At 67.1% G+C, this 20910-nt stretch carries 17 protein-coding genes; 10 read left to right on the top strand and 7 right to left on the bottom strand.

Annotated features, from left to right (window positions below):
• Nucleotides 1-148 precede the first annotated feature (148 nt).
• On the top strand, nucleotides 149-1081 hold the full coding sequence (locus SOM35_RS14890) for an NADP-dependent oxidoreductase (protein ID WP_320515997.1): 933 nt from the start codon (nucleotides 149-151) through the stop codon (nucleotides 1079-1081).
• A 210-nt stretch (nucleotides 1082-1291) separates the two neighbouring features.
• On the opposite strand, the gene SOM35_RS14885 is transcribed toward SOM35_RS14890, so the two are convergent.
• Both SOM35_RS14885 and SOM35_RS14880 read right to left on the bottom strand, forming a co-directional pair.
• A complete protein-coding gene (locus SOM35_RS14885; RefSeq protein ID WP_320515996.1) occupies nucleotides 1292-1717 on the bottom strand; it encodes a very short patch repair endonuclease in 426 nt (141 codons plus the stop codon).
• 120 nt (nucleotides 1718-1837) lie between these two features.
• Nucleotides 1838-4261, bottom strand: coding sequence for an excinuclease ABC subunit UvrA (locus SOM35_RS14880; RefSeq protein ID WP_320515995.1), 2424 nt, complete (start codon nucleotides 4259-4261; stop codon nucleotides 1838-1840).
• A gap of 217 nt (nucleotides 4262-4478) precedes the next feature.
• Here SOM35_RS14880 and SOM35_RS14875 point away from each other — a divergent pair, with 217 nt between their 5' ends.
• Together SOM35_RS14875 and SOM35_RS14870 are read left to right on the top strand one after the other, a co-directional pair.
• Nucleotides 4479-5300, top strand: coding sequence for a hypothetical protein (locus SOM35_RS14875; RefSeq protein ID WP_253462432.1), 822 nt, complete (start codon nucleotides 4479-4481; stop codon nucleotides 5298-5300).
• Nucleotides 5293-5613, top strand: coding sequence for a hypothetical protein (locus SOM35_RS14870; protein WP_320515994.1), 321 nt, complete (start codon nucleotides 5293-5295; stop codon nucleotides 5611-5613). The genes SOM35_RS14875 and SOM35_RS14870 overlap by 8 nt, the downstream gene beginning before the upstream one ends.
• A gap of 61 nt (nucleotides 5614-5674) precedes the next feature.
• Here the strand turns inward: SOM35_RS14870 and SOM35_RS14865 are convergent, their stop codons facing one another.
• The 4 genes from SOM35_RS14865 to SOM35_RS14850 form a co-directional block, all read right to left on the bottom strand.
• A complete protein-coding gene (locus SOM35_RS14865) occupies nucleotides 5675-6301 on the bottom strand; it encodes a response regulator transcription factor (RefSeq protein ID WP_204608271.1) in 627 nt (208 codons plus the stop codon).
• Complete coding sequence (locus SOM35_RS14860) at nucleotides 6298-7554, bottom strand: sensor histidine kinase (RefSeq protein WP_320515993.1); 1257 nt, start codon at nucleotides 7552-7554, stop codon at nucleotides 6298-6300. Before SOM35_RS14860 ends, SOM35_RS14865 begins: the two co-directional genes overlap by 4 nt.
• Nucleotides 7555-7628: 74 nt before the next feature.
• The gene (locus SOM35_RS14855; RefSeq protein WP_320515992.1) at nucleotides 7629-8453 is read right to left on the bottom strand and encodes an ABC transporter permease; all 825 of its coding nucleotides are present in this window, start codon (nucleotides 8451-8453) and stop codon (nucleotides 7629-7631) included.
• A gap of 17 nt (nucleotides 8454-8470) precedes the next feature.
• Entirely contained in the window at nucleotides 8471-9313 is an 843-nt protein-coding gene (locus SOM35_RS14850) for an ABC transporter ATP-binding protein (protein ID WP_253462443.1), read from the bottom strand.
• 179 nt (nucleotides 9314-9492) lie between these two features.
• Between SOM35_RS14850 and SOM35_RS14845 the strand changes: the two genes are divergently transcribed.
• The 7 genes from SOM35_RS14845 (at nucleotide 9493) to SOM35_RS14815 (ending at nucleotide 19586) form a co-directional block, all read left to right on the top strand.
• Nucleotides 9493-9630, top strand: coding sequence for a hypothetical protein (locus SOM35_RS14845; protein WP_320515991.1), 138 nt, complete (start codon nucleotides 9493-9495; stop codon nucleotides 9628-9630).
• Nucleotides 9627-11546: a hypothetical protein gene (locus SOM35_RS14840; protein ID WP_320515990.1), complete on the top strand. Its 1920-nt coding sequence runs from the start codon at nucleotides 9627-9629 to the stop codon at nucleotides 11544-11546. Before SOM35_RS14845 ends, SOM35_RS14840 begins: the two co-directional genes overlap by 4 nt.
• Nucleotides 11543-12214 (top strand): ABC transporter ATP-binding protein, encoded by a 672-nt coding sequence (locus SOM35_RS14835; RefSeq protein WP_320515989.1) that lies wholly within the window; start codon nucleotides 11543-11545, stop codon nucleotides 12212-12214. Before SOM35_RS14840 ends, SOM35_RS14835 begins: the two co-directional genes overlap by 4 nt.
• Before the next feature lie 70 nt (nucleotides 12215-12284).
• Entirely contained in the window at nucleotides 12285-13556 is a 1272-nt protein-coding gene (locus SOM35_RS14830; RefSeq protein ID WP_320515988.1) for an exonuclease domain-containing protein, read from the top strand.
• Between the two features lie 694 nt (nucleotides 13557-14250).
• Nucleotides 14251-16056, top strand: a complete 1806-nt coding sequence (locus tag SOM35_RS14825; protein ID WP_320515987.1) for a DNA cytosine methyltransferase — start codon at nucleotides 14251-14253, stop codon at nucleotides 16054-16056.
• 65 nt (nucleotides 16057-16121) lie between these two features.
• On the top strand, nucleotides 16122-18263 hold the full coding sequence (locus SOM35_RS14820) for an ATP-binding protein (protein WP_320515986.1): 2142 nt from the start codon (nucleotides 16122-16124) through the stop codon (nucleotides 18261-18263).
• Complete coding sequence (locus tag SOM35_RS14815; RefSeq protein WP_320515985.1) at nucleotides 18264-19586, top strand: hypothetical protein; 1323 nt, start codon at nucleotides 18264-18266, stop codon at nucleotides 19584-19586.
• A gap of 612 nt (nucleotides 19587-20198) precedes the next feature.
• On the opposite strand, the gene SOM35_RS14810 is transcribed toward SOM35_RS14815, so the two are convergent.
• Entirely contained in the window at nucleotides 20199-20843 is a 645-nt protein-coding gene (locus tag SOM35_RS14810) for an NUDIX hydrolase (protein ID WP_320515984.1), read from the bottom strand.
• Between the last annotated feature and the right edge of the window lie 67 nt (nucleotides 20844-20910).

The following is a 20910-nucleotide window of genomic DNA, read 5'->3' as shown; positions in this document are numbered from 1 at the left end:
AGAGTAGGACGCCGCCGGACTTCTCTTCAATGGAAAGCCCCTGACGGGTGGAGCATCACGCTCCACCGGTCAGGGGCTTTTCTGCATTCCCCGGCACAGTTCCGTACTGCCTGGGTATCGGGCACTGCGTACCCGGTAGACCGGATGCATGAAGGTCGTCGGAGTCACACAGTTCGGAGGGCCCGAAGCCCTCGCCGTCCACGAGATCGAGGGCGTCCACGCCGGCAGCGGTTCGGTCCGCATCGCGGTGCAGGCGTTCGCGGTGAACCCCACGGACACCGGTGTTCGCGCGGGGGAGCGCGATTCGAGCGCACAGAGCGCGCCCTACGTCCCCGGGATGGACGCCGCCGGGGTCATCGACGAGGTCGGGCCGGACGTCGAGGGCTGGTCCGTCGGTGACCAGGTCATGGCGATGGCGCTGCCCCTGACCGGTCATGGCGGTGCTTATGTCGAACACCTCATCGCACCGGTCGGGTCGTTCACCCGCATCCCGCGTGACACCTCGATCGAGGAAGCGTCCACCGTGCCCATGAACGGGCTCACCGCGATCCAGATGCTCGAACTCGCCGGGCTCGAGCGCGGGCAGACCCTCGCCGTCACCGGTGCCGCGGGCCTGCTCGGCAACTACGTCGTGCAGCTCGCGAAGGCAGCGGGGATCACCGTCATCGCGGACACGTCGGAGAAGGACCAGGCACTCGTGCACTCGCTCGGTGCCGACCACGTCGTGCCGCGCGGCGACGGGTTCGCGGAGGCCGTCCGGGCGATCGTCCCCGAGGGTGTCGATGCCCTCGCCGACTGCGCCGTGCAGCGGGACGTCGTCGTGCCGGCCCTCCGCGACGGTGGGGTGTTCATCGACGTCCGGGGGTGGAAGGGCAACGGGGCCGAGGGCGTCCGCTTCACCCAGGTCTTCGTCTTCGACGAGTACCGGTCGTTCGAGAAGCTCGAACACCTCCGCCACGCGGTCGAGGGCGGCACGATCGTCCCACGCGTGGCCGAGGTGCTCCCGGCGTCCCGTGCCACCGAGGCGCACGAGCGACTCGAAGCGGGCGGGACCCGCGGGCGCTTCGTCCTCACCTGGTGACATACGCCACGGCCTGACAGACGTCACCATGTGACGGACGTCAGCGCCTGACGGGCGTCACCACGTGACGGACGGGAGGCCCGGGACCAACTGGTCCCGGGCCTCCCGTCCGTCATCGGCGCGCGGGTCGAGCCTGCGGGCCGTCCGTCGGGGGAGAATGCCGCGGGCGCGAGCGGCGTTCGTAGCGGCGGGTTGAGCCGGTTCGGGTCGTCATGACGTGATGCGGGTCCACCGGTCGAGCACGACTTCCACGAGGTCCGCCGCGCGCTCGACGTCCTCGTGCTCCCAGACCCGGATGACGGCCCAGCCTTCGCTGCGGAGGACGGCGTCGTGCGAGGCGTCACGCTGCCGGTTCGCCAACAGCTTCGCCCGCCACAGCTCGGCGTTGGCCTTCGGCAGGTGCGCGTGTTCTTCGCACCAGTGCCAGAAGCAGCCGTCGACGAAGACGGCCACACGTGCACGGGGGAAGACCAGGTCAGCACGCGCCCTCGTCCGCCCGCTGAGCCGACGGTCGACGAAGAACCGCCGCCCACGGGCGTGGAGCTCTCGTCGGAGCGCGAGCTCAGGCGCGGTGTCCCGTCGGCCGAACCGCGCCATGTGCCGGCTGCGGGCCTCGTCGGCCTCCCAGTGCTGCATGCCGGGACGGTACCGCCGGCGCGAGGGCGCTCGTCGCGTGGTCGGTGGATCTGTGGACGGGTTCGGACGGGAGGCGCGGGGCGGGACTGCGCCGCGCCTCCCGTCCGGTGTGTGGTCCGGTCAGAGTCCGAGTTCGTCGCGCAGGTACGGGGCCGTGCGGCTGTCGGGGGAGGCCGCGACCTCGGCCGGCGTGCCGGCCGCGACGACCTGTCCGCCGGCGTCGCCACCGGACGGACCCATGTCGATGACGTGGTCGGCTGCGGCGACGACGGACATCGAGTGCTCCACGACGACGACCGTGTTGCCCGCGTCGGTGAGCTGCGACAGCTGTTCCGTCAGACGCTCGACGTCCGCCGGGTGCAGGCCCGTCGTCGGCTCGTCGAGGACGTAGAGCGTGTGGCCGGAGCGGGCGCGCTGCAGTTCGGTGGCGAGCTTGATGCGCTGGGCCTCGCCACCGGAGAGCTCCGGAGCGGGCTGCCCGAGTCGCAGGTAGCCGAGACCGACCTGGCCCAGGGCCTCGAGGGCGCGGGCGGCAGCGGGGATCGGGGCGAGGAACGGGGTGGCCTCGTCGACGGTCATGCCGAGGACGTCCGCGATGGTGGAGCCGTTCCAGCGGACCTCGAGCGTCTCGTCGTTGTACCGGGAGCCGTGGCACTCGGGGCACGGCGCCCAGCTCCCCGGCAGGAACAGCAGTTCCACGGAGACGGATCCCTCGCCCTGGCAGACCTCGCACCGGCCGCCGGCGACGTTGAACGAGAACCTGCCGGCCGTCCATCCGCGGGCCTTCGCGTCGTCGGTCGCCGCGAACGCCGTCCGCACCGCGTCGAACAGGCCGGTGTAGGTGGCGAGGTTCGACCGGGGCGTCCGGCCGATCGGCTTCTGGTCGACCTCCACCACGCGGCTGACCGTCGGGTGGTCCACCGCCAGGGCTGGCAGCACCCCGCCGACCAGTGAGGACTTGCCGGAGCCGGAGACGCCGGTGACCGCGGTGAGGACCCCGAGCGGCAGGTCGACGTCGAGCCCACGGAGGTTGTGGCGGGTGACGTCGCGCAGTGCCAAGGTGCCGATCGGCGTGCGCGTGGGGCGGGCCTCCCGGTCGGTTCCCCGCGGCTGCAGGAACCGGCGCGTGACGGACGCCTCGACGTCGGCGAGACCGTCGACCGGACCGCTGTAGAGGACGGTGCCACCCGCGGTGCCGGCGCCGGGCCCGACGTCGACGATCCAGTCCGCCTGGCGGACGATGCGCATGTCGTGCTCGACGACGAAGACGCTGTTGCCGCTGGCGCGGAGGTCCTCCAGGACCTGGATCAGCGGCTCGGCGTCGGCGGGGTGGAGGCCCGCGCTCGGCTCGTCGAGGACGTAGACGACCCCGAACAGGCCGCTTCGCAGCTGGGTCGCGATGCGGAGGCGCTGCATCTCGCCGGGGGAGAGCGTCGGCGTCGCACGGTCGAGGCTCAGGTAGCCGAGGCCGAGACCGGTGAGGACCTCGACCCGGCCCAGCAGGTCGCGGGCGATGGCGACGGCGACCTCGGTGCGCTCACCCGAGGTGGTGCGCGAGGTCGCGGCAGCAGCGTCGGTCAGCTCGGCCGTGGGGCGGAGGACCTCGGCGACGCCGGACAGCGGCAGGGCGTTGAGGTCGGCGATCGTCATCCCACCGAACGTCACCGCGAGCGCCGCACGCGTCAGCCCCGAGCCTCCGCACAGCGTGCACGGACCCGACTCGACGAACTGCAGGACCTTCTTCCGCTGCGACTCACTCTGCGAGTCGGCCAGGGTGTGCAGGACGAACTGCCGCGCGCTCCAGAACTTGCCCTTGTACGGCTTCGCGACCCGGTCGCGCTTCGGCTGCACTTGGACGACCGGCTGCTCCTCGGTGAACAGCAGCCAGTCACGCTCCGACTGCGGCAGCTCGCGCCACGGCCGCTCGATGTCGTAGCCGAGACCCGCCGTCACGTCGCGCAGGTTCTTGCCCTGCCACGCGCCCGGCCACGCCGTGATCGCGCCGTCGCGGATGCTCAACGACGGGTCGTGGACCGCGGAGGCTTCGGTCACCTCGTGCGCGACACCCAGGCCGTGGCAGCGTGGGCACGCTCCGGCGACGGTGTTCGGGGAGAACGAGTCCGAGTACAGCTGCTCGACGCCCTCCGGGTACGTGCCGGCGCGGGAGTAGAGCATGCGGGTCGAGTTGCTCAGCGTCGTGAGCGTCCCCACCGTCGACCGGGAACTCGGGGCACCGCGGCGCTGCTGCAGGGCCACGGCCGGCGGGAGGCCCGTGATCGACTCGACGTGCGGGGTCGATCCCTGCGCGATGAGACGACGGGCGTAGGGGGCGACGGACTCGAGGAAGCGGCGCTGCGCCTCGGCGAACACCGTGCCGAACGCCAGCGACGACTTGCCCGAGCCGGAGATCCCCGTGAAGGCGACGATCCGGTCGCGGGGGATGTCGACGTCGACGTCGCGGAGGTTGTTCTCGCGGGCGCCGCGGACGCGGATGAACCCGTCGCTCGTGGCAGTGGGGTCGAGGATCGTACGTGGTGCGGGCATCTCTTCGAGCGTAGGCGGGTCGGGGCGGTTCGGTCATGCTGTGGACCGAGCAGTGACGCGCCCGCGAGTCGTGTCCTCCGAAGTGCGGACTCCCCGGCTCGTCGTGTCCCGGCGGTTCTCCGGCTGCCGGTCGCGTGAGGGACGGGAGGCACGTGGCGGGCCGGTCACGTGCCTCCCGGCTGGCGGTCGGTACGGTGGTGCCGGGGACAGGGGGAACATGGACGAGGACATCGCGTGGTCGCCGCCGGAGCGGGACAACGGCATCGGGTGGATCGTGCTGAGCGGCTTGCTCCTGCCCGTCGGGTGGATCGTGTGGTTGTTCCTCGCGTTCGACGCGGCCCTCCGGTCGGAGGCGACCCGGCCGTCGCTGGCGGCGCAGACGGTCGGCGACGCGATCATCACGTTGATCTGCGCGGGGACGCCCCTCGCCGGAGCGGTCCTGCTGCTTCTCCGCCGGAGACGCGACCGCTCCGTCACCCTGGTCGGTCCGGTGGCGTGCCTCGTCTTCGCGATCCTCGGGGTCGGAACTGTCGGAACGGCCACCGTGGTGCTCGCTGTCGAGTGGGCGGACGACGTCCACCGTCGTGCGCAGCCCCTCACAGCGCTCGAGACGAAGCGCACGCCAGCGCAGGCGGAGCAGGAACTGTCGGCGGTGGGTGAGCGAGTCGTCCGGGCCCTCGGTGCCGACGTCAGCGAGGGCGAAGCGAACCCGTACACGCGTGCGTGTGCGCTGTCGAACCTGCAGCGGGGGACCGCGTACACGTGGCAGTGGGACGACGCACCCGAGCCCGACGACGAGGCACAGCCGGATGCCGATGCTTCGGCGCGCAGGTTGTCGACGGCGGAGGTGGACCGTCGGACCGCTGCCGCACAGGACGTGCTCCGCAACGCGGGGATGCGGAAGGTCGACCTGTGGGGCTCCGCCGTCCGACTGGTCGGTGACGGCTGGTTGTCGGAGAGCACCATCAGCGTGTCGGAGGGGGCCAGTCTGGTCACCGTGGAGACCACCTGCCTTGCCGGAGGGCCCGGGGATGGCTGACCAGGAAGCGCCCACGACTGCGGGAGCGCCCACGACTGCGGAACGGAGCCCGACCCGCGTCCGGGTCGGGCTCGTGATCGCCGCCGCGTGCACGGTGTACGAGGTGTTGTCCGGGGCGCTCGTGCCGTGGACCGGGCTCGGCTTCCTGCCGCTGCTGCTGATCGTGCCGGTGTACTTCACGGCGATCATGCTGCTCGTGTGGGTGGGGCAGCAGGGGATCCGCCGGCTCCGGATCGCTGCGATCGTGGTGGGTGTCGTGCTCGCGGCCTCGCTGCCGATGGCCGTGGGGCTGGCGCTCGCGGTCGGGTGGTAAGCGAGACGAGCGGGCAGCCGGTCGCGGCCCGTGCAGCTCCCAGCCGCTGAACTGCGCGGGGTCAGGCGAGCAGGCCCAGCTCCATCGCGCGGGTCACGGCACGGGTGCGGTCGTTCACGCCGAGCTTCTCGAACACGTGCCCGAGGTGGGTCTTCACGGTCGTCTCGCTGAGGAACAGCACGCGGCCGATCCCCGGGTTGCTGTTGCCCTGGGCGACGAGACGCAGGACCTCGAGTTCGCGCGGGGTCAGCGACGGCCCGGCGGGTGTCGTCCCCACCGCTCGTCGGACCAGCGCCGCAGCCGCCGAGGGAGCGAGGGCCGTCTCACCACGAGCGGTCGCCCGGACTCCGGCGAGGATCTCGGACTCCGGGGCAGCCTTGAGCAAGTAGCCGGTGGCTCCGGCCTCGATGGCGGCGAGGATCTGGTCGTCGGACTCGTACGTCGTGAGGATCAGCACGCGGACCTCGGGCGCGGTGGCGAGGATCTCCGCCGTCGCCGCGTCACCGTCGAGCACCGGCATCCGCAGATCCATCAGCACGACGTCCGGCCGCTCTGCCAGCACGATCGACACCGCCGCGGCGCCGTCGGCCGCCTGCCCGACGACCTGGATGTCGTCCGCCGCCTGCAGCAGGGCGACGATGCCGGAACGGACGATCGGGTGGTCGTCGGCCACCACGACGCGGATCATCGGGACACCACCGGGGTGGTTGCGGGTGCGGGTGCGGCTGCGTGCGGTCGGGCCGGGAGGCTCGGTGCGGCTCCGGCAGGCGTCGGCGCGACGGCGGGCAGCGCGGCCGTCACCGTCGTCCCGCTGCCGGGGGTGCTGGCGATGACGCAGGTCCCACCCGCGAGGGCGAGCCGCTCACGCAGTCCGCGCAGGCCGTGCCCACCGGTCGGCACCGCCGGGTCGAAGCCGACACCGTCGTCGGCGATCCGCAGCACCGTCCGGTCCGGCTCGTGCAGCAGCGTGACCGTCACCCCGGCCGAAGCAGCGTGGGCGCGGACGTTCGACAGGGCCTCTTGTGCGACCCGGAGCAGGACCACCTGGGCGTCACGGTCGAGGGTGCCGTCCGCAGCGGTCACCGTCACCGGGGTGCCGGTCTCGCGGGTGTGGCGCTCGCCGAGGCGGTGGAGTGCCCCGGCCAGACTGTCGCGCGTCGTGCCGGCCGACCCCGCGGCGACGAGCACGCGGGACTCTTCAAGAGCTGCGCGGGCGGACTCCTCGAGCACGGTCAACCGCTCGTCGAGGGCGTCGGGGCGATCGTCGGCCAGGTCGTTCCGGGCACGCTCGGTGAGCATCACGATGCCGGCGAGGTTCTGCGCCACGGTGTCGTGGATCTCGCGGGCCAGGCGCTCCCGTTCGCTGGCGATGCCCGCAGCACGGTTCGCGTCGGCGAGGGACTGCTGCGCGGCGCGGAGGTCCTCCACGAGTTGCCGGCGTTCTTCCGACAGCGCGGCGACACTCGAGATCCAGCCGCCCATCGCGCAGGACCCGATGACACTGATGCCCTCGATCAGGAGCGTCGACACCAGGGCGTCCGGGCCGCCCGACACCATCAGGCCCACCGCGCTCAGCACGCCGACGGCGATGGTGAGCAGGACCCCCGACCGGATGCGCTCGGACTGGCACCACACCAGCGGGAACAGGATGCACTGCACGAACGCGGTGCTCGGGGCGACCGCGGGCAGGACCACGGCGGCAACGAGCACGAGTGGCAGGAAGCCGGCAGCTGCCCGCGGTTCGTCGTAGCCACGACGTCCGTAGGCCAGGTACGCGACGACCAGGACGGCGATCATCAGGTACGCCGGCCAGCGGCTGGACCACGGCGACCACCCGAGCACGGCGACCGCGAGCGTCAGCGCCATCGTGGCAGCGAAGAACACGTGCAACCACCGGTTGCGCACCCACGTCGGGGTGGTCGTGACGTCTGCTGCTGGCATACCGACAGCCTCCCACCTCCTCCCGTCGATCCGGGAGTTCTCCACAGGCCGTCCTCCACGAGGCGACATCGGCGTCAGCCGTCCTCGCGGTTCCAGCGGAACGTCAGGCGGCACGCCACCAGGCCGAGGACCAGCCACCCTGCCAGGACGAGCGCTCCGAGACCGAGGTGCCACGAGCCTCCCGGCTCACCCGCCTCGAACGTGCCGGGCAGGAACACTGACCGCATGCCGGACGCCATCCATCGCAGGGGGAAGGCGGACGCGACGTCCTGCAACCACGTCGGCAGCTGCATGAAGGGCAGGTAGACGCCGGAGACGAACTGCAGCACCAGCACGATCGGGACGATCGTCGCGGTGGCGCGGCGACCCTCGCGGGGCAGGGCCGAGATGGCGATGCCGAGCACGCTGCTCGTCGCGATGCCCAGGACGAACACGCCGGCGAACGTGCCCCAGCGACCCGGGTCCGTCGGGAGTGTCACCCCGAACAGGAGGCTCGCCACGGCCAGCAGGATCGCCGTCTGCACCAGCGTGGTCACCAGGACCATCCCGATCTTGCCGACGAAGTACGACATCACGGGGAGCGGTGTCCCGCCGAGACGCTTCAGGGTGCCGTCGCTGCGCTCGCCGGCGATGTCGACACCGAGCGCCTGCACGCCGGAGAGCAGGATGCCCGTCGCGACGAGGCCGGGCAGGTAGTAGGTGGCGTAGTCGACGCTCGTGGGACCGGCCTTGATGGCGGCGGCGCTCGCGAAGGCGACCGAGAACAGCGCCAGCATGACGACGGGGAACAGGAACGTGAAGAAGACGGAGTCGGGGGCCCGGAAGTACGAACGGACCTCGTACCGGATGCGAGCGGCGGCGATGCGTGCAGCGCTGGTGCCGGCGGTGCTGGTGCTCATGCGAGCGGTGCTGGTGCTCATGCGTCGGCCCCCACCATCTCGAGGTAGACGTCCTCGAGGGACGGGCGGATGACCTCCAGGTCGTGCATCGGCGTGACCGTGCCGCGGACCAGGGCCTGCGGGTCGGTCGTGCGTTCCTCGTGCCGGAGCCCGTCGTCGTCGCGCCAGCGGACCCGAGGCGTGCGCGCCTCTCGGCCGCCGAGCTCGTCGATCGGGGCCAGCGCGCGGAGCTCACCGTTCGCGATCACCGCCGCTCGGTCCGCCAGGTGCGCCGCCTCGTCCAGGTAGTGCGTCGTCAGCAGGATCGTCGTGCCCTCGCGCTTGATGCCGTTGACCAGGTCCCAGAACTGACGCCGGGCCTCCGGGTCGAAACCCGTCGTCGGCTCGTCGAGGAACAGCACCTCCGGGTACCCGATCACACCGAGGGCCACGTCGACGCGACGCCGCTGCCCACCGGACAGGCGGCTGATCCGGGTGTTGCGCTGCGCCTCCAGGCCGGTGGCGGCGAGGAGCTCCTCGGTGCTGCGGGAGCGGGGGTAGAAGGTGCCGAAGTGCGTGAGCTGCTCAGCGACCGTGACGTTCGGCGCCTCGGCGCTGGTCTGCAGGACGATGCCGACCCGGGCCTTGTGCGCGCGGGTGGCGCGTGCGGGGTCGGTGCCGAGGACACGCACGTCGCCGGAGGTGCGGGAGCGGAAGCCCTCGAGGACCTCCACCGTCGTCGACTTGCCGGCGCCGTTCGGGCCGAGCAGGGCGACGGTCTCGCCGCGGGCGATGGTGAGGGAGAGGTCGGACACGGCGGTGTGGCCGGTGGCGTAGCGCTTGGTGAGGTGCTGGACCTCGATGGCGGGGGTGTCGGGCATGGGTTCAGCCTGGCGTGTGGGTGGGCACTGGGGGATCGGGGGAGCGGGTGGAGGTGGGGTCCTCCGATCGGAGGATGCGGTTGCCAAATTCGGGATATGCAGAACTTCCGATACTGCGTTCTGGTCGATACCGTTCCCTCGTGGCCGGGGGTCGGCCGCGGACAGAGAGGGACTTGACCATGCGGAAGAACGTCATCGGGTCCTTGTCGTACGGCGTCTCGTCCGGCTCCGACTGGGTTCCGCCGACGAAGGTCGCCTACGCGCACCGGAAGAAGGCGGTCTCGGGGAACCAGGCATTCTGGGCCACCCGCGGATGAGGAGCTTCGCGGCCGCCACCGTGCTCGCGGTGGCGGCCGCGGTCCTCGCCGCGGGGATGTTCGTGGTCGGTGTGGTCGGCAACGTCGAAGCGCTCGGGCTCCTCGGCGCAGGGACCACCATCGAGCTCACCGACATGCCGGCCACGCAGACCGGAGCGGAGCACACCGCGACCCTTCGGCACTTGGCCCAGGAGAGCGATGTGGCGCTGGCAGTGCTCGTTCCCGATCGCGGAGGACGCGCTGACACCTGGAACGCCTACACCTTCATCGGGACGCCGAGTTCGCCGGTGTTCCGCGGCAGTGTCTCCACAGCGCCGATCGGCGACGGCGGCGAACTCCGTCTGATCGCGATGTACTCGGTCGGCGGTCCTGCGCCTGCCGTCACGGATTTCCTCGATGGGCTCGATCGAGCCGGGTACCGGTACGAGGACGTCACGCCCCACCCCCTCGAGGCGCTCGCCGCGTCGCTCGAGCAACCGGAGCGGTCCGCCGCGTTGCTCGCCGTCGCTCTCGGGGTCCTCGTCGCGCTCGTCGCGGAGTCGCGCCGACGTGCGGCGCGGCAGCGGCTGCGTATGACTTCGGGGTGGTCGCGCCGAGCCGTGGCAGCACGAGAGGCCCAGGAGATCGCGGGGCTCGTCGGCGTGGTCTCCGCCCTCGTCGTCGGATGCATCGGCGCGGTCCTCGTCGGACACGATGCGACCGGGCCGCTCCTGCGGTTCACGACGATCGAGCTCATCGCCGTCATGGCTCCCACAGCCGTCGTGCTCGTGGTGGTCCACGCCACCCTCGCGGTCCTGACGTGTCGGACGCTCGGCTCCGCGGCCGTCGCCCGGTGGCCGATGGTCGTCGTGGCAGCAGCCGGCATCGCCCTGGTCGTCATCGGCACGGTCGATCTGGACTGGGCGTCACAGCGGCGGACGACGTCCGAGTCGCTGGAACGAACGCTCGTCCGCGAGGCGTCACACGGCGATGATCTCGTCCTCGGGACACGCCCCACCGAGTACGACCAAGACGTCGCGTTCGGCCGGATCGCGCTCGGCCCACTGCTGGACGGAACGGCGAGCATGGCGCGAGTGTCGTTCGTCGACTACTTCACCGTGGCTGGCGAGGCGACCTCCGCGCTCGATCAGTACAGGGACCAGATCGTCGAAGGGCACGGCGCGCCGGTGCTGCTCGTCCCGAGCGCGCTCAGCGCGAGTCGGGACGCGCTCCGGGCAGCAACCGCGGCAGACCTCGCGGAGAGCTGGGACGTGCAGGGCACAGATCCTCCGCATGAACCGATCATCCACACGGTCGTGGTGCCGTCGACTGCGTCGATCGCCCGCTCCGTCCTCGACTGGACGTCGGCGGTGGAGCCCGACCTGCCGACGTGGCCCGAAGTACCGGTGCTGGTGGTTCCCGATCCGACGGACATCGCGCCGAACCGCCTCGGAACAGCGGTCGCGAACGGCGAAGTCCGCTTCAGCGACCGGGCAGCGCTCGAACGTGCCGTCCACCGTGCCGGCCTCGACGACGTCGTCCTGCAGTACCGACGCGTGGGAGCGACGGTGGAAGGCCAGCTCGCAGCGGTGCGTGGCGAGCGAGTGATCGCGGAGGCCGCACTGATGGTCACCGGGATCGCCGTCGTCTTCGCGGGAATCACGCTCGTCACCGATCACCGTGTTCGCACTCGACGAGCGGCCAGGCTGCGGTTCCTGACCGGAAGACATCCGATCGTGCACCACTGGCGGTTCGTCGTCGCCGCTGCCGTGAGCGCCGGTGGTGCCACAGCGGTGACCCAGGCGCTGCTCGGCCCCAGGGCCGGAGTCGTGCTGACGGTCGCCACCGTCATCCCGATCGCCGTGGCGCTGGCCACCGCGGCGTTGCTCACGGCGTTGCTCGCCGTCACTGCACACCGAGGAGAGGACCAGCGATGAAGGAACAAGCCGTACTCCGCGCTTCCGGGCTCGGGCACGACATCAGCTCGCGGACGCTCTGGAACGAACTCACCATCACTGCCGAGCCCTCGGCCGCGATCGCCGTTCGCGGCGTCTCCGGGCAGGGCAAGACGACCCTGCTGCGGTGCCTCGGCGGGCTGGAGCGGCCGACCCGGGGGAGCGTGCACGTCCTCGGGGCCGACATCCATGCCGCCGGAAGCCCGCAACAGCGCCGTCTGCGCCGGGACGTCATCGGCTTCGTCATGCAAGACCACGCGGTGGTTCCCGAATGGTCGGTCGAGCAGAACCTCCGCGTCGTCAACCCTCGAGGGCTCACCCGCCGAGAACTCGACCTGCGGATCGCCGCTGCGCTCGAGGTCATCGGGCTCGGCGGCCAGCAACGGAAGCGCGCCGGACTGCTCAGCGGCGGCGAGCAGCAACGCGTCGCGGTCGCGCGGGTCTTGGCCCAACAGCCGAGGGTCGTGCTGGCGGACGAGCCGACAGCGTCGCTCGACGACGTCAGCGCCGGCCGGGTGCGAGACGGTCTGGACCTCATCCGGCAATGCGGTGGCGCGGTCGTCGTGGCGACGCACGATCCGGAGTTGCTGGCCTGGTGCGAGGCGGAGGTCGACCTGTCGGCCGCGCACCCCTCGAACAGGTGCTCGTAGACCGCCGCGATCACGATGAGGATGGTGGAGCGCCGACGCAGAGTCCGTCGGGGTGCAGAGGGGACTGGGGATGCACAACGGGTACGCGGTGATCGACCTGGAGACGACGGGCCTGGCGCCCTCGTACGGCCACCGGATCATCGAGATCGGCATCGTCCACGTCACGCCCGACGGCGACGTCGAGCGGACCTTCGAGACCGTCGTCAATCCCGAGCGCGACCTGGGCCCCGTGCACATCCACCGCCTGCGCGGCGCCGACATGACCGGTGCGCCGACCTTCGCGGACATCGCCGGCGACCTGGTCGACAAGCTGCGCGGCCGGGTCGTCGTCGCCCACAACGCCTCGTTCGAAGCACGGTTCCTGCACGCCGAATTCGAGCGCCTGGGCCACCGGTCCCCGTTCAAGCAGGCGAGCACCGCACTCTGCACGATGCGGCTGGCGCAGGAGTTCCTGCCCGGCTCCGGTCGGAAGCTCGCCGACTGCTGCAGCGCCTACGACATCGAACTCGTCGACGCGCACGAAGCGCTCGCCGACGCCCGAGCCACCGCGAGCCTGCTCGGCGCGTACATCGGGTCCTCCCGGCAGGATCCCCGCTGGACCACCTGGGGGGCGCGAGCCACGGAACTGCGGTGGCCGGGCCTCCCGTCCGGCACCGCCCCGTGGACTGCACGCCGCCGCTCGGCCGGCACCGCGGACCGCACCCGCGTGGACGTCGCGACCGACCGTTTGCCCGCCGTCGACGGCGGCGCCGAGGCGACGCTCTACGCGGCAGTCCTCGATCGCGCACTGTCGGACGACCTGCTCACCGCGAGCGACGCCGACCAGCTCGCCGGGTTCGGACGCGAGTTCGGGCTCAGCGAGCCGGTGCGGGCCGACCTGCACCGGCGGTACTTCGCCGACCTGGTCGAAGCCGTCTGGGCCGGCGGGGTCCTCACGATCCAGGACCACATCCAGCTCGAACGCGTCGCTCGGCTGCTCGGCGTCACGGACGACGAGCTGGAACACGCGGTCCACAGCCGCCAGCCCGCGCGCATGGGCGCGCGGTCGTTCTCCGCAGCGACGCAGGCTGCGCCCGCAGCTGTCGCGGAGGAGCCCGCGATCGACCTGGGCGAGGGCAGCATCGTCACCCTGACCGGGGAGATGCGGCGGAGCCGGCCCGAGATCGAGGCGGACCTGGCCCGGCTCGGCATCCGGTCCGCGCCGAACGTCACGAAGAAGACGGCCGTCCTCATCGCGGCCGACGTCGACAGCTTGTCCGGCAAGGCGCGGAAGGCCCGCCAGTACGGCATCCCGATCATCGAGGAGGACGTCCTGGAGGCGGCGCTCGCCGCCGCCAGGTAGGGCTCAGCCCGTCGGACGGCCGGTTCCGGCGCCAGGGCTCCGGCGGTCCGCCCGTGCGCCAGCCGTGCTCGCTCGTCCGCGAGCACTTGGCGGTGGGCGTCGATCTGGAGACGGCGGCGTCCTCGCTGGTGGCGTCCTGAATCGAGCGGGCAGCGGCGTTGATGCGGGTAGCCGTGGTCACCCCAATGCCCCGCAGGTGACCGGCGACGACCGGAGCCCTCAGTAGCTCAACCACGGTCTAGTTGCCGGCGTCCCGGACCGCACCGAGGCGGAGCTGGTCGCGGGTGAGGGGGAGCAGTGACGTGCTGCATCGCTGACAGGAGGGAGATTCGCGTCGTGGAGGAGCAGGACAAAGCACGAAAACGTTGAACTGGTGAGTGTCGAGCGGCAGGTGAGAAGGGCGACCTCCGCCCGCGTGGCGGCGTTCTGGATCGAGTCGATATGGTGGCGGATCTCGGGGGCCACTGTGGACCGCATCCGTAGGCGGTCAGGGTTGCATGTCGGCCATTGGCCTCGCTTGCCGGTCCGCGCGCCCTAGATCTCTTCTCTGGTCCCTTTCGCGTCGCTGACGACTAGTAGGCTCGCGTTGAGTCGCCAGCGGTCGAGCGTTGAGTGCCCGGATGATCTCAAGCGAGTTTTCGTGGTAGTAACGGCAGAGCCTTGAAAGGAGCACTGACGCGTGGTGAGGTATGCAGTGAAACTTGAACGGTCTGCGTCGCTCACCTTACCGAGGCACGCAGAAGCCCCTGAAGATGGGAAGTTTGCAGAGTGGTGCGCCGCCGAAAAGGAGGCAGGCGTTCCGCTCGCTATTGACCTTTTTTCAGGAGCAGGCGGACTTGGTGCAGGAGTCGAGGCAGCCGGGTGGACCGTGGTCACTGCTGTTGACCACGACAAAGCTGCCCTTGAGACCCACCGCGCGAACTTTCGCGGAAGGGCGCTCGACGTCGATATGTCCGATCGAGCGCAGGTCGAAGCGCTGATCGAGGAACTGCGACCGATAGGTATCGACCTCGTCGCAGGGGGGCCGCCATGCCAACCCTTCAGCAGGGCTGGCCGTGCAAAAATACGAAGCCTCGTCGAGGACGGCGTCCGGGACGTAGAGGACTCTCGTAAGGAGCTCTGGCGATCCTTCATTGATGTAGTGATCGCGCTGAAGCCTCGTGCTGTGCTGATGGAAAACGTTCCGGACATGGCGATAGGCGACGACCTTGTAGTGATTCGAGAAATTGCAGAAATACTCGAAGAGACTGGGTATCTTGTCGACTATCGTCTGCTAGACGCCTGGCGACATGGCGTTCCCCAGCACCGTAAACGGTTCATTTTGCAGGCTCGAAGCGACGGCGTCGTTCCAAGCTGGCCGTCTCTGCAAGCCCGTCGCACAACCGTTCGTGATGCAATTTCCGATCTCCCGGCGTTGTACGACACGATTGGTGCTCGAGAGCTTCCTTACTCTCGCGGGCCAGCGAGCGAACTCGCACAACAGTTGCGTCTCTCAGCAGAGGAAAGCGTCATCCATGACCACATGACGCGACCGGTTCGCGCCGACGACAAAGAAGCGTTCGCGCTCATGACTACGTCCACACTCTACTCGGATCTTCCCGAACACCTGAAGCGCTACCGTTCCGACACTTTCAACGATAAATACAAGCGCCTGCCCTGGGATGACATTAGCAGAACGATTACTGCTCACATAGCTAAAGACGGCTACTGGTATATTCACCCTGCCGAACACCGGACGCTGACAGTTAGAGAAGCTGCCCGGATCCAAACATTTCCAGATGCTTTTCGCTTCGCAGGTACGAGGAGTGATGCGTTTCGCCAGATCGGCAACGCGGTTCCGCCGCTCCTAGGCCTTGCGGTCGCGCAGTCCATACGACAAAAGGACGAGCGTGACCGAGATAATCGCCCTCAGGTTCTTGAAGTCAGGCGCCGCCTTGTCGAGTGGGCCGAAGAGCGTAGGAAAGATGCCTGGTGGCTCTTCCCCGGACAGGAAATGACTACGATTGCCGCCGCCTTCGCTGCGCTGCTGGAAGTCCACCAACTTCTCCCCAGTCAAGCCGCGGCGACGATGGCGCCATTCCGCGGGGCTACTCGAGTCGCTCAGAGCGCTGTGGACACTCTCCGCGTGACGAAGTTCACACCTGCCCGACGAGCTGTACTCAATAGGGCGCTTGCGCAACTCAGGCAACGGCCGGAAGTAGAAGAAGTGATGGTTGTAGATGGCCTACTTCGTCCATTGCAGCGCAGTGTGTTTCGACTTCTTCGAGGCAGTGATCAGCTAATCACTAGCAAACGAATTGCAGGAACGGTCAGCGTGCTCGCGGCCCTTCCTGACCAGCAGCGTGGCGAGGGCACGGACATCAAGGTGGCGTTGGCGCAGTTGGTGGGGGCGGGCGAAAGCGCAGCTCTGCGGATGGCTGCGATCCGAGCGCTTACGACGGAGCAGGCCGGCTCCTTGCTAAGATCCAGAACCATGGCTCCTGATGAGCACGACTCATAAAAGTCAGGATGACCGAGTAACTCAGCTGCAGAGCTTCAGCACCGCAGCAAGTGATGGGAGACCGCATGACTGAGGAAGATCCCCTGCGTTTTCGTCCCAGGGCGCGACTATTGCAACTACTTGGAGACCAGCTCATCGGGAGCCCCCGTCTCGCAATATTTGAGTTAGTCAAGAACGCGTACGACGCGGATGCAACTCGAGCAGACATTACAATGTCACATTTAGGTGAATCGCGCGCTACTATCCAAGTCATCGATGACGGGTATGGAATGTCGGATGATACCCTGCGGAATATCTGGCTCGTCCCTGGGCACGACCACAAAGCCCAGGACCGCCTGAAAGGCGAGCGCACAAGCAGAGGTCGGCTGCCCCTCGGAGAGAAAGGCGTCGGACGGTTCGCCGTTCATAAGTTGGGCGGTGTTGTTGAGGTTGTGACTCGCCAGACTGACGGTCCGGAATTGGTCCTGAGGATCGACTGGGAGGACATCGCCAGGTCAGAGTTTCTCGATCAGGCGCGAGTCGAGATAGTGGAAAGAACGCCCGAGCTGTTTTCCGACCGAAGTGGAACTTCGGTGACTGTGTCTGGTTTGCGTGGCGAACCGTGGACCAGAGGCGAAGTACGCCGGCTTTCTCGACAGATTACTTCAATCTCGTCACCCTTCACTGAACGGTCAGATGCCTTCGTTGCGACACTCAATTTGCCACATCAGTCGAAATGGCTCGAGGATGTTCCCGACACTCAGACTTTGCTCGATAGTGCTCCCTGGCGATTCAGATTCTCCCTCAAGGACAACCAATTCAGTTGGCGCTTCGATTTTCGAGGGTTTGCCGGTATCGCGTTAAGTCCGCGTTCGGTGGAGGGTGCTGAATACGGATTGTTACTGGATCCAAAGGATTTGCCTGAGTCGGACCAGACATCCCTCGCAGACAAAAAGAAGCCGCCAAGAGCGGTCAGAAGCAGTCTTCTATATCAGGACGGTATCGGTCCCATCGAAGGCACCTTGATGGTGTTTGACCGCGACAAGGATGTGATAGCCAAAATAGGCCACAGTGCCTCCTTGCAAGAGTTTTTGAACGAAAGCGGTGGCATTCGCGTCTACCGCGACGGCATCAGGGTTTACAACTACGGTGAACCGGGAGATGATTGGCTTGGCCTCGACATCCGTCGAGTCAATTCGCCGACGAAACGGATCAGCAATAACATCGTAGTCGGAGCCGTCGACCTGTCGCTCGAGTTGAGCAAGCGGCTGGAGGAGAAAACTAACCGCGAGGGCTTCGTTGACGGGATTGCGCTAGCACGATTGCGTGCGCTGATTCGTGGCGCAATTGCTGTGTTCGAGTCTGAAAGAAACAAGGATAAGCTAAACCTGCGGAAGTTGCTTTCAAAGAAGCGAGATTCCCTGAGCGGCGGCATTGAGAAGCCGCTCCAGCAGATCAAGGTTTTAGCTAAAAAGAACAACCTCTCCGACGAGGTTGATCCGTTGATCGAAAAAGCTCAGAAGTCATATGATGACATGCGAGAGATAATGCTCCGTGCTGGTATCTCCAGCATGTCGCTCGTGATTGTGTATCATGAGATCGATCACGGAGTGAGGCTTTTGCATGGAGCGCTGCGCGGCGGGGCCGATGCTACACGGGCCGTTCAGCAGGCGCGCGACTTGGTTGCCGTATTGGATAGCTTCGGCGACCTGTTACGGAAGGGCGAGTCAGCAGATCACGATATTCGCAATCTTGCGGAAAGAGCCGCCGAGCTAAATTCTGTGCGCTTATTCAATCACGACATAAAGCTCGAGCTTCGCGTCGACCGGACTGTGGACGCGTCGGTTGCCGTTTCTCGGTTTCCGCTCGGCCTCGTGTTGGGTGCCGTGACAAACTTGATAGACAACAGCGTGTATTGGCTGTCTTCGCGTTGGCCCGAAGACGTTGACGGCGCAGAACGCAAGCTCCTAATCTCGGTCGATACCGAGAGCTATGATGCGCCAGCTCTTGTAATAGCAGACAATGGGCCGGGTTTTGCGGATGGGCTTGAGGACGCTGCCGAACCGTTCTTCACCCGCCGTCCTGATGGAATTGGGGTAGGGCTCTACTACGTCAATCTCATAATGCACACTATCGGCGGGTCTCTGCGCATGGTGGATACCAATTTGGTCCCACTCGGCCTGGACTACGACGGTGCAGCGCTCGCTCTTATCTTCCCGGGGAACTGAATGTTTACGCCGCCGCGGTTCGTCGTCATTGACGATAACCAGAATCATCTTGACGCTATCGTCACCGCCATACAGTCCCTCGGTTCAGTGAGTGCTCGCGTTCACTACACTCCCGAGCAAGATGTACCGAAGGAGCTATTCAGTGCAGTGCGGGCGATTTTCATCGACCTCCAGTTGCAAGATCGCGCGGCTAGCAGCGACTTCAATCGTCACTTTGCCGAGATACAACGCATCCTCGGAAGCGTCATTCAACCAACCAGCGGCCCCTATATTTTGGTTGTTTGGACCGACAAGCCGGAGCGTGTTGCCGAGCTAGAAATATACCTTGGTAAAAAGTTCTTCGTGGAAAAGCCTTACATCAAGCCTATCGTGATCGTCCCGCTATCGAAAACTAAGTACATCAATGATGACACGGGCGAGCATACATCTGGCGATCTGCTTCAGGACATCCGTATGCACCTGAGTTCGCAGCCATCCATGAACGCACTTGTGCAATGGGAGGCGGAGGTATTTGCAGCGACTACAAGGGTACTCGCCGACGTGACCACTCTCGCTGCAAATTTGAGCGGTGACGCTCCGCTGCCGACCTTGCTCAAACGTCTCGCAGCCGAAGCAGTTGGACACGCGAACGTGGCTGATGACCCTCGTTCGTCGGTGCAGGCATCGCTCTTGCCGCTACTTCAGGATCATCTTCAGAACGCATCAGATTATGGGGAGGATTGGTCGCGGGCCTTCGAATCGGCGGTTGAACCGCCACCGCCCCTTAGTAAAACGCAAGTTAGCATGCTGAACACAAAGCTTCATGTCACCGTGCATGATGAAGACCGCTCGATGTCTGCGCTTGGGTGGGGCGCAGTGTGCGAGCTCGAGCCTGACCTGGACTGGGGTGAGTTTGGTCTCGCCAACGAGAACGAGTTCAAGGAGCAGGTCGTGCGCAATAATGTGCAGATTGACTGGATAAAGTACAAAGATGATCTGGCTGTCAAGCAGATTCGTATTGGGGCGGCGTGTGATTATGCCCAAAAAACAAGCGGACCGATCCCGTTCGCTCTGGTCGCGCTATTGCCGGAAAGAGCCGGCGAGAAGCCTCACGAGCTGAAACCAAAATCAACTGGGTGGATTTCTCCCGAGCTTAATCTTGGGGGCGGCACTGTTCAACTTTTCGTTCAGCCACGTTTTGTCAGAATCCGAGGGGAGAGCGTCGCCGTCGACTTCAAGGCGATCGCTCGTATCAAGGAACAATTGCTTCTCGAGTTGGTTGAGGCAGTTGGGCATCACAGCTCCCGACCCGGCATCGTTCGGTTCCAAAGTAGGGCCTCATAGGCAAGTAATGAAAGCTTCATCGGCGGAGCGGATACATTCGGTCAAATTGTTCTATCTGGGCCTTGCCTGGCACTTCGAACGGTCCTGCACTGAGGAAATCGAAGCTTGGTCTGACCGAAGGTGATTCAGCACCGTGTTCGACTGCAATGGTTTAATGCGCCGGTCGTGGCGTTTAATGGGCCCGGAAGCTGCCCTCATCGTGTTTGAGGCGTCTGGGTGCCGAATCCGGCGCTCGCGTTCAGTCGAGCCTCCTGGAAGGCGAGGGACTTCGCCGATGGAGCGCTTCATGCCAGTGGCCAAGCCGTACTATTTGCCGGATCCGCTCGTGTGCCTCGGCGATGCCGACCTTGGCCGCTGCGGGCTCGGACCGGCTGATGTCAGTACCATCGCACCTTCAGGACGGTGAGAGGGTGCATCCGAATTGAAGCGGTCTGTTGCAGTCGAGGGGCGTTCGCACGTGGTTGCATAGCGAACTCGCAATGGGAGGTTGTCCTCCGTGGAGGTGCTCGAGCCTCTGATGATGTTGCGGCGCACTTCCGGCTGCCTCCGTATCACCACCGACAGCGAGGGCATCACCCTTCGAAGGGCTGCGTCACAGCGGCGCTGCAGCGCTCACGCCCGCCTGTACACCGCCGCCGGCTTCCCCGGCCCCTCCGCCCGCTTCCCTTCGGCCACCACGAGCTGCACCACCATCGCCCTCCGGAACGTGTCCGGCTGCAACTCCACCCCGAGCACCACCTCGTGCAACCGCCGCAGCTCCGTCATCGTGAAGGGCTCGGCGAGCAGCCTGTGCGGGTCCGGCCGCTCCCGGTGGTCCTCCCGAAGCTGCGCCACCGCGTGCTCGAGGATGTCGTCGTGCGCGTGCACCATCGCCCCCGCTGCCGCGACGGGAACCAGTCGCGCCCGCCCGGAGTCGATCGCCAGTGCAGCGGCGGGCACGACGTCGAGGTGCGCCACCGACAACACCCACCCCCGTGAGTCCCGCGCCGGGTCGTCGAACACGTGGAGCTGCCGTGGTGCGAGTCCCTCGACGCCGGCCTTCTCACGTAGGGACCGCAGCACCGAGTCGGCGAGGCGTTCGCCCTCGTGCACGAACGTCCCCGGCAGTCGCCAGTCACCGTCGACGGCGTCATGGACCTGCAGCACCGACAGCTCTCCGTCGATGACTGTCATGACCGCGGTGTCGACCGCCACGGAAGGGTGCGGGTAGTCCGCCAGACGCTTGCCGGTCGGGTCGCGGTACTCGGTGTCAGCCACGGACAGGAGTTTACGCGCACTTGCGCTAATCGCCAGACGGGTGCAGGATCGGGTTAGCGCGGAAATG

The organism is Curtobacterium sp. CFBP9011 (assembly GCF_034045095.1).
Taxonomy (GTDB): domain Bacteria; phylum Actinomycetota; class Actinomycetes; order Actinomycetales; family Microbacteriaceae; genus Curtobacterium.
Note: the sequence above shows the minus strand (reverse complement) of the source record. Positions and strands in the feature narration are given on the sequence as shown.

Bases quoted from the DNA above. Each gene is read 5' to 3' on its own strand.
- SOM35_RS14870 (WP_320515994.1), top strand. From the start codon at position 5,293: ATGGCTGACCAGGAAGCGCCCACGACTGCGGGAGCGCCCACGACTGCG.
- SOM35_RS14815 (WP_320515985.1), top strand. From the start codon at position 18,264: ATGTTTACGCCGCCGCGGTTCGTCGTCATTGACGATAACCAGAATCAT.
- SOM35_RS14830 (WP_320515988.1), top strand. From the start codon at position 12,285: ATGCACAACGGGTACGCGGTGATCGACCTGGAGACGACGGGCCTGGCG.
- SOM35_RS14880 (WP_320515995.1), bottom strand. From the start codon at position 4,261: ATGCCCGCACCACGTACGATCCTCGACCCCACTGCCACGAGCGACGGG.
- SOM35_RS14865 (WP_204608271.1), bottom strand. From the start codon at position 6,301: ATGATCCGCGTCGTGGTGGCCGACGACCACCCGATCGTCCGTTCCGGC.
- SOM35_RS14850 (WP_253462443.1), bottom strand. From the start codon at position 9,313: ATGCCCGACACCCCCGCCATCGAGGTCCAGCACCTCACCAAGCGCTAC.
- SOM35_RS14890 (WP_320515997.1), top strand. From the start codon at position 149: ATGAAGGTCGTCGGAGTCACACAGTTCGGAGGGCCCGAAGCCCTCGCC.
- SOM35_RS14820 (WP_320515986.1), top strand. From the start codon at position 16,122: ATGACTGAGGAAGATCCCCTGCGTTTTCGTCCCAGGGCGCGACTATTG.
- SOM35_RS14860 (WP_320515993.1), bottom strand. From the start codon at position 7,554: ATGCCAGCAGCAGACGTCACGACCACCCCGACGTGGGTGCGCAACCGG.
- SOM35_RS14885 (WP_320515996.1), bottom strand. From the start codon at position 1,717: ATGCAGCACTGGGAGGCCGACGAGGCCCGCAGCCGGCACATGGCGCGG.
- SOM35_RS14840 (WP_320515990.1), top strand. From the start codon at position 9,627: ATGAGGAGCTTCGCGGCCGCCACCGTGCTCGCGGTGGCGGCCGCGGTC.
- SOM35_RS14875 (WP_253462432.1), top strand. From the start codon at position 4,479: ATGGACGAGGACATCGCGTGGTCGCCGCCGGAGCGGGACAACGGCATC.
- SOM35_RS14835 (WP_320515989.1), top strand. From the start codon at position 11,543: ATGAAGGAACAAGCCGTACTCCGCGCTTCCGGGCTCGGGCACGACATC.
- SOM35_RS14855 (WP_320515992.1), bottom strand. From the start codon at position 8,453: ATGAGCACCAGCACCGCCGGCACCAGCGCTGCACGCATCGCCGCCGCT.
- SOM35_RS14845 (WP_320515991.1), top strand. From the start codon at position 9,493: ATGCGGAAGAACGTCATCGGGTCCTTGTCGTACGGCGTCTCGTCCGGC.